At 41.5% G+C, this 13,006-nt stretch carries 14 protein-coding genes; all 14 read left to right on the forward strand.

Annotated elements, in window-relative coordinates; genetic code table 11:
• Positions 1-1,035 carry a glycosyltransferase gene (locus DW121_RS12065; RefSeq protein ID WP_118323896.1) on the forward strand — a complete coding sequence of 345 codons (1,035 nt, stop codon included), beginning with the start codon at positions 1-3 and terminating at the stop codon, positions 1,033-1,035.
• Complete coding sequence (locus DW121_RS12070) at positions 1,032-1,622, forward strand: acyltransferase family protein (protein WP_118323897.1); 591 nt, start codon at positions 1,032-1,034, stop codon at positions 1,620-1,622. The genes DW121_RS12065 and DW121_RS12070 overlap by 4 nt, the downstream gene beginning before the upstream one ends.
• A 415-nt stretch (positions 1,623-2,037) precedes the next feature.
• Positions 2,038-3,117 carry a glycosyltransferase family 4 protein gene (locus tag DW121_RS12080; protein ID WP_118323899.1) on the forward strand — a complete coding sequence of 360 codons (1,080 nt, stop codon included), beginning with the start codon at positions 2,038-2,040 and terminating at the stop codon, positions 3,115-3,117.
• Positions 3,118-3,439: 322 nt separating this feature from the next.
• The gene (locus DW121_RS12085; RefSeq protein ID WP_118323900.1) at positions 3,440-4,216 is read left to right on the forward strand and encodes a glycosyltransferase family 2 protein; all 777 of its coding nucleotides are present in this window, start codon (positions 3,440-3,442) and stop codon (positions 4,214-4,216) included.
• Positions 4,217-4,220: 4 nt separating this feature from the next.
• Positions 4,221-4,814 carry a sugar transferase gene (locus DW121_RS12090; protein WP_118323901.1) on the forward strand — a complete coding sequence of 198 codons (594 nt, stop codon included), beginning with the start codon at positions 4,221-4,223 and terminating at the stop codon, positions 4,812-4,814.
• 26 nt (positions 4,815-4,840) lie between these two features.
• Positions 4,841-6,151, forward strand: a complete 1,311-nt coding sequence (locus DW121_RS12095) for a DegT/DnrJ/EryC1/StrS family aminotransferase (protein WP_118323902.1) — start codon at positions 4,841-4,843, stop codon at positions 6,149-6,151.
• A gap of 525 nt (positions 6,152-6,676) precedes the next feature.
• On the forward strand, positions 6,677-7,069 hold the full coding sequence (locus DW121_RS12100; RefSeq protein WP_118323903.1) for a DUF4783 domain-containing protein: 393 nt from the start codon (positions 6,677-6,679) through the stop codon (positions 7,067-7,069).
• Positions 7,062-7,910, forward strand: a complete 849-nt coding sequence (gene nadC, locus DW121_RS12105) for a carboxylating nicotinate-nucleotide diphosphorylase (protein WP_117712342.1) — start codon at positions 7,062-7,064, stop codon at positions 7,908-7,910. Before DW121_RS12100 ends, nadC begins: the two co-directional genes overlap by 8 nt.
• A gap of 185 nt (positions 7,911-8,095) precedes the next feature.
• A complete protein-coding gene (locus DW121_RS12110; protein ID WP_117712344.1) occupies positions 8,096-8,806 on the forward strand; it encodes a hypothetical protein in 711 nt (236 codons plus the stop codon).
• 164 nt (positions 8,807-8,970) lie between these two features.
• Entirely contained in the window at positions 8,971-9,525 is a 555-nt protein-coding gene (locus DW121_RS12115) for an RNA polymerase sigma factor (protein ID WP_117712516.1), read from the forward strand.
• Positions 9,509-10,597 carry an outer membrane beta-barrel protein gene (locus tag DW121_RS12120; RefSeq protein ID WP_118323904.1) on the forward strand — a complete coding sequence of 363 codons (1,089 nt, stop codon included), beginning with the start codon at positions 9,509-9,511 and terminating at the stop codon, positions 10,595-10,597. Before DW121_RS12115 ends, DW121_RS12120 begins: the two co-directional genes overlap by 17 nt.
• A 21-nt stretch (positions 10,598-10,618) precedes the next feature.
• Entirely contained in the window at positions 10,619-11,164 is a 546-nt protein-coding gene (locus DW121_RS12125) for a DUF4943 family protein (RefSeq protein ID WP_118323965.1), read from the forward strand.
• 55 nt (positions 11,165-11,219) lie between these two features.
• Positions 11,220-11,891: a DUF4858 domain-containing protein gene (locus DW121_RS12130; protein ID WP_117712348.1), complete on the forward strand. Its 672-nt coding sequence runs from the start codon at positions 11,220-11,222 to the stop codon at positions 11,889-11,891.
• Between the two features lie 84 nt (positions 11,892-11,975).
• Entirely contained in the window at positions 11,976-12,959 is a 984-nt protein-coding gene (locus DW121_RS12135; RefSeq protein WP_118323905.1) for an NAD(P)H-dependent flavin oxidoreductase, read from the forward strand.
• Positions 12,960-13,006 lie beyond the last annotated feature (47 nt).

The following is a 13,006-nucleotide window of genomic DNA, read 5'->3' on the forward strand; positions in this document are numbered from 1 at the left end:
ATGGCTAAAATATGTGTGTGTGGAGCCTTTCGTCTGTGGGGTGTTCCCAAGGGTGGGCAAGAGGTTAAGACCTGTATCTTGGCAGATGCTTTGGAAGCAAAATATGGTAAGATTTATAGAATAGACACGTTAGCAAAGTATAGCAGATTTTTGCTGACGTTTCAATTAGTGTGGGCAATGATGACTTGTACGGATATTGTCATTCTTCCCGCGCATAACGGATTGGTGGTTCTGGCTAAACTGATGACAAAACTCAATAAAATCTTCCACCGTAGGCTACATTATTCTGTGATTGGTGGTTGGCTTCAAGATCTCCTCCCCGGAAAAACAGAGGTTATTAAAGCACTCCATCAGTTTTCTGGCATCTATGTGGAAACGCAAACTATGATGAATGCATTGCACAAACTTGGATTTAATAATGTTTGTGTGATGCCTAACTGCAAGCCTCTGAAAATTGAAAAAAAGGAGGATTTGCCAACAATTTACTCAGAACCATATAAGTTGGCCACCTTCTCACGGGTTACAGAGAAGAAGGGTATCGGTACTGCAGTTGAACTTGTGATGAAACTGAATAGGAAATATGGCCGTAAGGTTTATTTACTTGATATCTATGGTCCTGTAGATCCAGGGGAGGACGAAGCTTGGTTCACTGAACTAAAGAAACATTTTGATGACTCAATCTGCTACAAAGGTAATGTTCCTTTTGATAAAAGCGTTGAGATTCTTTCAGACTATTTCGCTCTACTCTTTCCTACTCAGTACTACACCGAGGGAATCCCAGGGACAATCATTGATTCGTATGCAGCTGGTGTACCTGTAATATCTGCAAAATGGAAGAGTTATTCTGATGTAGTTATAGAAGATGAAACGGGATTAGGTTATGACTTTAATACCAATTCAGGATTTGAAAGCATCCTAGATAAAATTGTCGACAACCCCAACAAGATAATTAGACTAAAAGAAAATTGTATAAAAAAAGCAGAGAATTTTCTGCCAGAAAATGCGATTAAACCATTGTTCAATCGTATCAAATGAAAACCTGTAATCAAATCTCGTCAGACAACCTGACATTATATAGAGTTATTGCAATGACAATGGTGGTTTTCTATCATTGTACTTGTTATTACGCAAGTCCCACATGGCCTTTTGGCGAGGGCCCTTATAACTCTATTATGAAGGTGCTGACTACATTGATGGGAGGCATCCATATGCCGGTATTTGTATTTATATCTGGTTATTTGTACTGGGGGCTGAAGCACAAGGGACATTATGATAGTCTTCTACTTTTTTACAAGAATAAAGCTTTGAGACTGCTTGTCCCTTATTTTGTAATAGGGGGTGGCGTTTTGTTGATATTCAGTGATTTGTATCGAATAGAACAGCTTTTGTATGGAATTTGTCATTTGTGGTTTTTGCAGATGTTGTTTGGCTTGTTTATTTTATCCCCAGGTCTGTGGTATCTGTTAGAAACTGTAAAAAGTGACCGATTGGCTACAGGCTTAGTTACGGCAAGTTTCTTGATTTTTCCGTTTTTTGCGGAAATTAATTTCTTAGAGATAACAAAAATATTCTACTTCCTGCCATTTTTTCTTTTAGGCTATATCCTGCACGAAGAGGTCTGACTGAGACATATAAAGATTGGAAATTCTGGTTGAGTCTGATAGGATCTTTTGCATTGTTGTTTGCTTTGTGTCCTCAATCTCTTTTTATGGATAAGGTGATAAAGGAGTATGCAAGCTTTTTGGTAATCATTGTTGTTACGTTAATTCCGAACTTTGCTATTCCGGTGGGAGTAAAGTTGCAGGTTAAGAATATATCAGACAATTCAATGGGTATCTATCTTTTTCACCAGATAATCGTAGCATGCTTGATGATGACGCCCGCTATAAAAGATTGGCTCGATACGACAAATTGCTATCTTGGAGTACTCTTCTTGTTTTCTACAACATTCGTTAGTTCGTGGTTGTTAAGTATAATTTGTAATCAATATAGATTAACACAACTACTTATTGGTAGTAAACCTAAATAATACACGATATGAATATTTGTTTCTTTATTGATGACATCACTCATACTGGAGGTATCGAAAGAGTGACATCAAACCTTATATCACAGTTTTTAAAGGACAGAAATGATCTTGAAATCGAGATTGTTTCACAATTCAAATCAGGTGAAAAATTGTGGTATCCTTTTGATAATTGCGCAATCAAGTTCTTGTCCGAAAAGAACTATGATGCAAAGCCTCATTCGTTTAGGCGAATGCTTAAGATGTTCAGTAATGTCTTCACTGTACGAAAGTTCTTTAAGGAGAACCATTATGATGTGATTATTGGCCAGTCGTTCCCTAATGTATTTGTGCTCTATTTAGCTGGAGTGGATATGAGTAGAGTAATTGCAACAGAACATGTATATTACGATTATTATAATTCATTAATAAAGAAAATTCGTCTTCATATATATAAGAGATGTAAGAAGATTACTGTTCTAACTTCATTGGATAAGGGGTGCTATGATAAGCACTTTGCTTTGGAGCATACTGTCTTAATCCCGAATCCAGTAGTTGTGCCTGAGTATTATCACTCTTCTTTGGACAATAAGATTGCTATTGCTATGGGAAGAATTCAGTACCAGAAGGGCTTTGATACTCTCGTAGATGTTTTTGTATTAGTAAATGAGAAGTATCCCGACTGGAAGTGCTATATCTATGGTGACGGAAACTATCGTGACGAGATTGGTAATTACATCAAAGAAAAGGGAATGCAGGATGTGGTTATACTGAAAGGAAGAACTGATAATGTGCCAATTGCAATGCGCGAAGCTTCAATGTTTGTACTTTCATCTCGTTTTGAAGGATTTGGGATGGTGATAGCCGAAGCTATGACCCAAGGTTTACCAGCTGTTAGCTTTGATTGCCCTACTGGTCCTTCTGATATTGTAAAGACAGATATTAATGGCATATTAGTTGAGAACCAGAATAAGCAGGCATTGGCAGATGCTATTTGCTACATGATTGAACACCCTGAGGAAAGAAAGAAGATGGGTTTAAAAGCGGTGGAATCTGTAAAAGATTTTGCAGGTGATGCAATCGCTAAGAAATGGTATCAGCTTTTCGATTGATGACAAACATCCTTTTTGAACTAATTCAGGTATCAGTATAATATTCCGGCTAAACTTAGATCGAATCCTTGGAAAGATGACATATTGCAGGTATATTTTGCGAAGGAGCGTGAATATTAATTTATTTCTATAAACTCACCAACAGTATTCCCGACTGTAGATTTTCAGTTGCTTCATCAGTTATTACAGGCGAAGATAGATGCGTGCATTTCGAATGTTTGAATAATAGATTGTTTGCATATACCAATAGTAAGAATCCGCCTAGAAATCTGGATGAGACAGATGGAATGTACATATAAGATAAATTAGAAAAACATATTTTATGCAAGACTACGGATTGGTATCTATTATCACTCCTACTTGGGCTTGTGCCAAATTTATAGGAGAAACTATTAAGAGTATACAGGCTCAGACATATCAGAACTGGGAACTCTTGATTCAGGATGACTGTTCTACCGACAATACAGATAAAGTAGTGGAATCTTATGCTTGTGAGGATACTCGTATCAAGTATATATGTAACGAGAAGAACTTTGGTGCAGCTATTACGCGTAACAATGCTCTTCGTCGTGCAAAAGGTAGATGGATTGCATTCCTTGATTCGGACGACCTTTGGCTGCCTGAGAAACTGGAGCACCAGTTGAAGTTTATGGTGAAGAATACTTATGCGTTCACTTATCATGAGTATACGGAGATAAGTGAGGATGGGAAGGAGCTAGGGGTGTTCGTATCGGGAAAGAAGAAAGTTTCAGAGTTTGATATGTATGCATGCTGCTGGCCTGGTTGCTTGTCTGTGATGTATGATGCAGAGAAGATTGGTCTTATTCAAGTAAAAGATATACGCAAGAATAACGATACTGCGATGTGGTTGAAGGTGGTGAAGAAGGCTCCCTGCTATATGCTGGAGGAAAATTTGGCTCGTTACCGTAGACGTACAGTTTCGATTACACCAAAACCTATCTATATGCGTATTTGGGCGCATTATCCATTGTTTCGTGTGGCGGAGAAGATGAATCCAGTGCAGGCTACATTCTGGGTGCTGATGAATGTGGTGGGCAATGCGATGAAAAAGATCTTTTATGTGAAGAAAATCAAGTAGATATATGAAACGATTATTTGACATTATTGCCAGTGGATGTGGATTGTTAGTGTTGATTCCAGTTTTCTTAGTAATGGCAATATGGATCAAGATGGACTCAGAAGGTCCAGTGTTTTACCGTCAGGTACGTGTGGGACGCAACAACAAGGATTTTCATATTTTTAAGTTCCGTTCAATGCGAGTAGGTGCAGATAAAGGTAGTCTTGTAACCATCGGTGGTCGTGACCCGCGTATCACTCGCTCTGGATATTTTATCCGTAAATATAAATTGGATGAGTTGCCCCAGTTGATTAATGTATTTTTGGGTGAAATGAGTCTTGTTGGTCCTCGTCCTGAGGTGCGTCACTATGTAAATTTCTGGACAGAGGAACAGATGCATGTATTGGATGTTCGCCCTGGTATTACGGATCCTGCTTCTATCAAGTTTCGCAATGAGAACGAATTAATGGAAAAAGCAGAGGATCCTGAAGATTACTACATCAATGTAATTATGCAAGAGAAGATTAAATTGTATTTGGAGTACGTACAGAATGCATCTTTTTGGTATGATATAAAACTTGTCTTCCTGACTTTTAAAGTGATTATAACAGAACGATAAAACGATTATATATTCAAAGATTAAGTATGAGTATAGATTTGAAAAAAAATATACCTTTTAGCCCACCAGACATGACGGAGGCGGAGGTAAATGAAGTGAGGGATGCAATCCTCTCCGGATGGATTACAACTGGTCCTCGCACTAAAAAACTGGAACAGATTATTTCAGAATATGTTCACACCGAGAAAACTGTGTGCTTGAATTCGGCTACTGCTGCCATGGAGATGGTGCTCCATGTACTGGGTGTGGGACCTGGTGATGAGGTGATCATGCCTGCATACACTTATACCGCTTCTGCTTCTGTTGTTCAACATATGGGGGCAACCATAGTGATGGTGGACTCACAGAAGGATAATGTGGAGATGGACTATGAGAAGTTGGCAGCAGCTATCACTGAGCGTACAAAGGTTATCGTACCTGTGGATATCGCTGGTATATGTGCTGATGTGGATAAGATTAAGGAGATAGTGAATCGTCCTGAGATTCTTGCAAAATATTCACCAAAGAACGATATCCAAAGGCTAATGGGACGTATCGTTGTTTCAAATGATTGTGCCCACTCGTTTGGTGCCTCTCGTAATGGTAAAATGGCGGGTGAGATTGCAGACTTCTCTTCATTCAGTTTCCATGCTGTTAAGAACTTTACTACCGCAGAGGGTGGTGCGATGACTTGGAATCTGTCTTTTGGTAATGAGAAAGTAGAGCGTCAGCAGGTATATTGTGGAAGCTCGGTTCCTTTCATTGAGGGTGAGACTTGGAATGAGTTCATTTACCGTCTCTCTCAGTTATTTTCTCTCCATGGTCAGAACAAGGATGCTTTGGCAAAGACAAAGCTTGGTGCCTGGGAATACGATATCATCGGTCCCTGGTACAAGTGCAACATGACCGACATCATGGCAGCTTTGGGGCTCGTTCAGTTCGACCGTTATCCTGTAATGCTCCAGAAACGTGCTGAGTATGTAGAATACATGAACAAGAAGATTGATACCCTTAACGCAAATCTTGATACTGACCATAAGGTAGCTTATCTAAACCACAAGGCAGAGAATCATTGCTCATCTCATCATTTATATCTTGTCCGTCTTCGGGGTTGTACCCGTGAAGAGACTAACAAGGTAATTGAGCAGATGGCCGAGCGCGGTATTGCTACCAATGTGCACTACAAGCCACTACCAATGATGACGGCATACAAGGCGCTTGGCTTTGACATCAAGAACTATCCAAACGCATATCATTTGTTTGAGAATGAAATAACTCTTCCTCTCAACACTCGTATGACAAAAGAAGATGTTGAGTATGTAATGGAGAACTTTGTTGACATTGTTAAGTCGCTTTAATACATTCTTTCCTTTAACGCATGAAGTTTGACCTGCGGATATTAGGACGTGTTCCCCCACAACGATTGATAGATGAATAAACAGTGATAAAGCTTTTAAAAAAACATTTGGCAATTTGTTTCTTATTTTTTCTGGTCTCAGAGGTCGGATAAGACAAGGTGTCATCGACATAGACGATGAAAAGTAAAATTGATTAGATTGTAACTATTATACCGTAAGAAGAACAATGGTTTGATAACTTACAGTCTATAAGCTTATTATAAATCATTCTCAGAAAACAGCCTTCCCCGGGCTGTTTTCTTTGTTTATGCTGACCTATCTTCTCACCTTTACATCGTTGTCAACGAAACGAGAACTTAAAAAGTAGTTTAATTAAAAATGTGAAGGAGAAAAATTATGTCTTTATATTAATGCCAATATTTTTTCCATAATATTTGAATTTGTATAGTAACTAAAGAAAGTAGTCTTTTTTTCTTGTTATTTGCAAGATTTGCTTACCTTTGCCTATCATTAATACTTGTGAAAATGAATAAACGAGTAGTAATATTATGGGGCTGTCTCTTGTTTTGGGCGGTTTCGCTCATGGCGCAGGATGTGCCGACAGGGGTGGTTACGGCCTTTAACAAAGGGAATTCTCAGGAGCTGAACGGGTATCTGAGTGATAAGGTAGAGCTGATTCTTGAGAACCGCTCAGTCAATGTAGACCGTCAAGCGGCGAAGGAAAAGATGGCTGCTTTCTTTTCCGGTAATCAAGTTAGCGGTTTTACTGTAAATCATCAGGGCAAACGTGATGAGTCCAGTTTTATAATTGGTACTTTGACAACTGCAAACGGAAGCTTCCGGGTGAATTGTTTCTTTAGGAAAGTGGCGAATAAATATGTAATACATCAAATAAGAATAGATAAGACAAATGAATAAGGAAGAAGAATTGATTGACAGGTTGATTGACCTGGCTTTTGCCGAAGATATAGGTGATGGTGACCATACCACCCTTTCGTGCATTCCTGCTACGGCAATGGGCAAATCCAAACTTTTGATTAAAGAAACCGGTATCCTTGCCGGCATTGAAGTAGCCAAAGAGGTGTTCCGCCGTTTCGACCCGACTATGAAGGTGGAAGTGTTCATCAACGATGGCGCCCAAGTGAAACCGGGTGATGTAGCTATGGTTGTAGAAGGAAAAGTGCAGTCTTTGTTGCAAACCGAACGCTTGATGCTGAACATCATGCAACGTATGAGCGGTATTGCCACTATGACCCACAAATATGCCGAGAAGTTGAAAGGTACGAATACCCGTGTGCTTGATACTCGTAAAACTACTCCGGGTATGCGTATTCTGGAAAAGATGGCGGTAAAGATTGGTGGGGGCGTAAACCATCGTATAGGTTTGTTCGACATGATTTTGCTGAAAGACAATCATGTAGACTTTGCCGGAGGTATTGATAAAGCCATTACCCGCGCCAAGGAATATTGCAAAGAGAAGGGAAAAGACCTTAAGATAGAAATAGAAGTGCGCAACTTCGATGAACTGCAGCAAGTGCTTGACTTGGGTGGAGTAGACCGTATCATGTTTGATAACTTTACGCCTGAAATGACCAAGAAAGCTGTTGAAATGGTTGCAGGTCGTTATGAAACGGAGTCTTCCGGTGGTATCACATTCGATACCTTGCGCGACTATGCCGAATGTGGCGTAGACTTTATCTCAGTCGGTGCTTTGACGCATTCCGTAAAAGGACTTGATATGAGTTTTAAAGCATGCTGACAAAGGTAGGAACTGTATTACTGAATAAATAGAAGAGCCTTTCATAAATTTGCCTTCATGAAGCAATTCTTATGAAAGGCTTTTCTGTTAATAATCAATAGATTATCGACAATGGAAAAACAGATGGTGCGTCAGCCCTAAACAGAGGATGTGTTTCGGAGTGATAGATGATATAATGGAAATATATGAAAAACATAATTTGGAATAAAGTAAAGACAACTGTCAAAGGTTGGCAAGTAGGGGACTACATCCGGCAGACTTCCATTGTGGTGATTGGTGTACTGATTACTTTTGTCGGCAGTGAGCTGGTTACTCAAAATTCCGAGAAGAAAGATATTCGAGCCACCATGTCGCTGATTAGGGATGAACTGAAAAGCAACCGGGATAATTACGAGAGTATCGTCTCAGAGTTCAGAGAGGATGAACACCTTTCCGGTTTGTTGGTGGAGTATGACCTGAAGCATCGGACGATACCGGAAGATTCATTGATACAGTTCCGCTTTCTTTTGGGGCATATCCGCAGCTTCTATTATAGTCAGAATGCATTGGATATACTTAAAAGTTCCATGTTGATGCAGAAGATTTCAGATAAAGAATTATTGTTGCAGTTGACCGGAATCTATGAAGTATTGGATGGATTCAAGGCGACTATGAATGGCTATTACGATATGAAGGATGAAATTATGGTCCCTTTCCATTTGGCACTGACTGACGAACAGACGAACCAGATAAATCGTGGAGGATATGGGGCATGGGATATCTACTTGTCGGATAGGTCGGTACGGAACTTTGTCAGGGTAGCGAAGAACTATTTCACACCAGACTACATAGAACGCGTGGGAAGACGTATAGACAAGGCAATACAAGTGCTTGAAGAAAGATATGATTTAAAATAAAATGATTATGGCGACAAATCTTTTATAGAATAGATGCACTGGATGTATTGAAAGGTTCTTTATTTCTTTAACTTCTTTTTATAATTAATTCAGCAGCATTTTCAAAGGTGCTGCGTCTAACTAACAAACGACGCGAAGAGGCGTCCGTAAAACGAGCACTGACATTGGAAAATGAGATAGAACTGATAGAGGGCTGCCGGGCAGGAAAAGATTCCGCCCGAAAGGAACTTTACACTCTCTATTCCAAACAGATGTTGGCGGTATGTTACCGTTATACGGGCGATATGGATGCGGCACACGATGTTTTGCATGATGGCTTTATCAAAATCTTCACCCACTTTACTTTTCGTGGAGAATGTGCATTGGGCACTTGGGTGACGAGGGTGATGGTGACACAGGCCATTGACTATCTGCGGAGACAACGCCGTTTTAGCCAATTGGTAGTGAATGAAGAACAGCTGCCCGATGTGCAGGATGAAGCAAGTATTGTAGAAAGCGGAAACCGACTTTCTGAGGAAGTGCTGATGGCATTTGTGGCGGAACTTCCCGACGGATGCCGTACGGTATTCAACTTGTATGTGTTCGAGGAGAAATCGCATAAGGAAATAGCGGAACTGCTCCACATCAAGGAACATTCATCCACCTCGCAGTTGCATCGTGCCAAATGTATGTTAGCGAAAAGAATTAAAGAATATACTGACAATGAACGAAAAAGATGAAATAACCGGATTATTCCGCAACCGCCTGACCGGGGCGGAAATGACGGTGCGTGATGACTTCTGGGAGAAGTTGCAGGAAGATGTGGCATCTTCGGCTGTAAGTCGGAAGAAGGCTGCTTTTCTTTCTCCCAAATATTATCGGGTAGCGGCTGCTGCATCCGTTCTGTTTGTGTTGGGAGCTGCTTCGGCTGCTTTTTGGTATTTCTCTCCGAAAGAAGAAATAAAGGAGGCCTTTACGCAAGTGGCTGCTTTGACACCGGAAGGCAGTTTGAACGGTGATGTGGTACAGGAGTCTTTCCCCTCCATACATCAGGCAACTCCGGCAGCGCAGAAACCCGGCATGAAGCAGCCTGCCAACGGAATTCTTGCAGGCATGGCTACCCAATCGGAAGATGAAAATGAATCTGTCTCCGTGAGGCTTTCTATCACTATCAGACAACGAGTACAGACCGGTGGCGGTTACTTCAATAACAATACTGTTTCACACAACGGCAATCCTTATCAGAATACCACCACTCAGGGTAATTCCGATTCTGATATTTTCCCGTCCGTTTCTGCGGAAGAAGAACCGGAAGATGCTCTTTTAAAATATCAGAAATCACGAAAGTGGGCTTTGAAAGCAGCTTTGGGGACTTCTCTTCCTAAAGGAGACTATAATATGCCGCTGACGGCCGGAGTTACAGTAGAACGCAGTCTGAACAATTGGCTTGCATTGGAAACGGGTGTACAGTACAATCGTCTGCATGCCGACCGTACGCTGCATACTTTAGGTATTCCGGTAAAACTGAACATGACACTGGCAAGCATTTCGAAAGTCGATTTGTATGCCACCATAGGAGGAACTGCCGAGAAATGTATTGCCGGCGCTCGGGATAATGGTTTTGATGCGGAACCTGTTCAACTGTCAGTTGCGGCAGGTATAGGGGTTCGTTATAAATTGAATGACCGTTTTGCCTTGTTTGCCGAACCTTCGGTTTCTCATCATTTCGATACAGACTCCGACACCAGAACCTTGAGGACTGAACGCCCCGTGAATTTGAATCTTTTGTGCGGATTGCGTATGACTTATTAACCTTAAATGCTGTACAACAAAATGAATACTTTCTATAAAATATATAAATATGGGTATGTGATACTCGCAATGGTATGTTGCCTTTCGCTTGTATCTTGTGGTGAAGAGTCACTGGATTATAATCATCCGGACGTAGAGCTGTTTGTAAAACAACTGAGGGCGGGAAAATATTCTACTCAAAGTCCGGAGGGACTGAGCAATGTTCCTAAGTTTGCCAAAGAGGACATTGAGGAACTCTTGAAGTACGCAGAGGATTTGACGGTAATACCTTCTTTCCCGTTGGCTCCCGTTTCTTATTCGGCAGGTGGAAAATTGCGGTTGGGTGAATGTATCCTATGGACGGTAGAAACAATTCGTTTGGGACATAATGCTTCAATGGGGTGCAAAATGGTACATGTTGATGCCGAGAACTATGAAGGCATTTACTTTTTGACTGATGAAGAGGTCTTGGATGCAGCCGTTCGTTACCGTCGCTGGTGGGAGGGCAGGAAATATCCGCGTACCATGTGGACTATTGACCCCTGTTATGACGAACCGCTCTGTGGAAGTGGTTATATGTGGTGGTGAGGCTCTGTTGGATGAGGTATGAAGTGTAAGGTATAAAGTATAAGGAATTAATCGGGTGAAATATATTATTCTCTTTTTAGGGCTGCTATGTACGGTAGCCTTCCCTCTTTACGCTCAAGAGTGGACTCCGCAGGACTCTTTGCGTTTGCGCCAATTGCTGAATGGAGAGGGAGAGGTGAAATTGAATCCGGACGTATTGAAGGAGATAGGTATTGAATCTCCTTTAGGTTCTCAGAAAATGGAGGAAACTAAATCATGGCTGGATTTTGACGCATCTTTGCCTGCAGTACCTCAGATGCCGGAGAAAAAAGTCGTGCTGACTCTGCGCCCATATACAGCCAACACCAAATACAACTGGGATCCGGTTTATCAGAAAAAGATTACAGTAAATAAGAATACATGGCGGGGCAATCCGTTCTATGAATTGACAAAACTCAAAATCTATACAAACTGGGCTAAGCGTCCGTTAGATGCCGGACCGCGTGAAAGTCTGGAACAGATAGAAGCTACCGGACTACGCTATATGGTGACCGAACGTGCCAATAATATGGCGGTAGGTAGCTGGAGAGGTGTTGGCGGCGGTGGAATCTCCGGTGATTTTATGCGTCCTTTTACAAAAGAGTTTTGGAATTGGAAGGCTGCCAAGCGCCGTGCGCGTACATTGGAAGTATTAAAAAACTATGGTGATTCTATTAGCGCCCGCCGTAAAGACGCAATTATAAAATAGAGGTATCTTTTTTTTAATTTTTTAAATATCGAACTTTATCTCTCTTATTCTTGTTCATAAAGATAAACCTTTAAAGGATAAATAATGGATAGAATAACTTCTCTGTTTGGGATAAAGTATCCCATCATACAAGGTGGTATGGTGTGGTGTAGTGGCTGGCGATTGGCGTCGGCAGTGAGTAATGCCGGTGGTTTAGGCTTATTGGGGGCAGGTTCCATGCATCCCGAAACTTTACGTGAACATATACAAAAGTGCCGTGCGGCTACGCATCATTCATTTGGAGTGAATATTCCTTTGATGTATCCTCAGATAGAAGAAATCATGCAGATTGTGGTCGATGAAGGAGTACGCATCGTGTTTACATCTGCCGGTAATCCTAAGGCATGGACCGGGTGGTTAAAGAAACACGGCATTACGGTAGTGCATGTTGTTTCGTCATCCCGGTTTGCTATGAAGGCTGAAGAGGCCGGTGTAGATGCTATTGTTGCCGAAGGCTTTGAAGCCGGCGGGCATAACGGGCGTGAAGAGACAACTACTCTGTGTTTGATACCGGCTGTACGTGCGGTTACTGCATTGCCATTGATTGCGGCTGGCGGCATTGCTACCGGCGAAGCGATTCTTGCGATGCGTGCATTGGGAGCTGAGGGTGTTCAGATAGGTACACGGTTTGCTTTAACGGAAGAGAGTTCAGCCAGTGAGGTATTTAAAGAATATTGCCTGCATCTGAAAGAGGGCGACACCCGTTTGTTGTTAAGGAAATTATCTCCGGTACGTCTGGCTCGCGGTAATTTTCAGCGGGCGGTGATGGCAGCTGAGGCTGTTGGAGCTACTGAGGATGAATTGCGTATTCTCTTGTCGAGAGGACGTGCCAAGCGCGGCATCTTTGAAGGAGACCTTGAAGAAGGTGAGCTTGAAATAGGACAGGTTTCCGCCTTGCTCCATGAGAAAGGAATACAAACGGTTGCGGAAGTAATGAATGAACTGGTAGCGGGTTATCAGCGGGCGTGCGCAGATAGAGATTTACTAAAACAATGGGGAAGATTTAGTAAATCGTTGCCGGAGATTTAGTAAATCGTCGGGTACGTTTTAGTAAAGTTAGAAAAGATATTGCCTAT

Origin of the sequence: Bacteroides sp. AM10-21B (assembly GCF_003472565.1) — a bacterium.
GTDB classification, from domain to species: domain Bacteria; phylum Bacteroidota; class Bacteroidia; order Bacteroidales; family Bacteroidaceae; genus Bacteroides; species Bacteroides propionicigenes.

Coding starts and splice junctions, on each gene's coding strand:
- DW121_RS12065 (WP_118323896.1), top strand. CDS start 1: ATGGCTAAAATATGTGTGTGTGGAGCCTTTCGTCTGTGGGGTGTTCCC.
- DW121_RS12070 (WP_118323897.1), top strand. CDS start 1,032: ATGAAAACCTGTAATCAAATCTCGTCAGACAACCTGACATTATATAGA.
- DW121_RS12080 (WP_118323899.1), top strand. CDS start 2,038: ATGAATATTTGTTTCTTTATTGATGACATCACTCATACTGGAGGTATC.
- DW121_RS12085 (WP_118323900.1), top strand. CDS start 3,440: ATGCAAGACTACGGATTGGTATCTATTATCACTCCTACTTGGGCTTGT.
- DW121_RS12090 (WP_118323901.1), top strand. CDS start 4,221: ATGAAACGATTATTTGACATTATTGCCAGTGGATGTGGATTGTTAGTG.
- DW121_RS12095 (WP_118323902.1), top strand. CDS start 4,841: ATGAGTATAGATTTGAAAAAAAATATACCTTTTAGCCCACCAGACATG.
- DW121_RS12100 (WP_118323903.1), top strand. CDS start 6,677: ATGAATAAACGAGTAGTAATATTATGGGGCTGTCTCTTGTTTTGGGCG.
- nadC (WP_117712342.1), top strand. CDS start 7,062: ATGAATAAGGAAGAAGAATTGATTGACAGGTTGATTGACCTGGCTTTT.
- DW121_RS12110 (WP_117712344.1), top strand. CDS start 8,096: ATGAAAAACATAATTTGGAATAAAGTAAAGACAACTGTCAAAGGTTGG.
- DW121_RS12120 (WP_118323904.1), top strand. CDS start 9,509: ATGAACGAAAAAGATGAAATAACCGGATTATTCCGCAACCGCCTGACC.
- DW121_RS12125 (WP_118323965.1), top strand. CDS start 10,619: ATGAATACTTTCTATAAAATATATAAATATGGGTATGTGATACTCGCA.
- DW121_RS12135 (WP_118323905.1), top strand. CDS start 11,976: ATGGATAGAATAACTTCTCTGTTTGGGATAAAGTATCCCATCATACAA.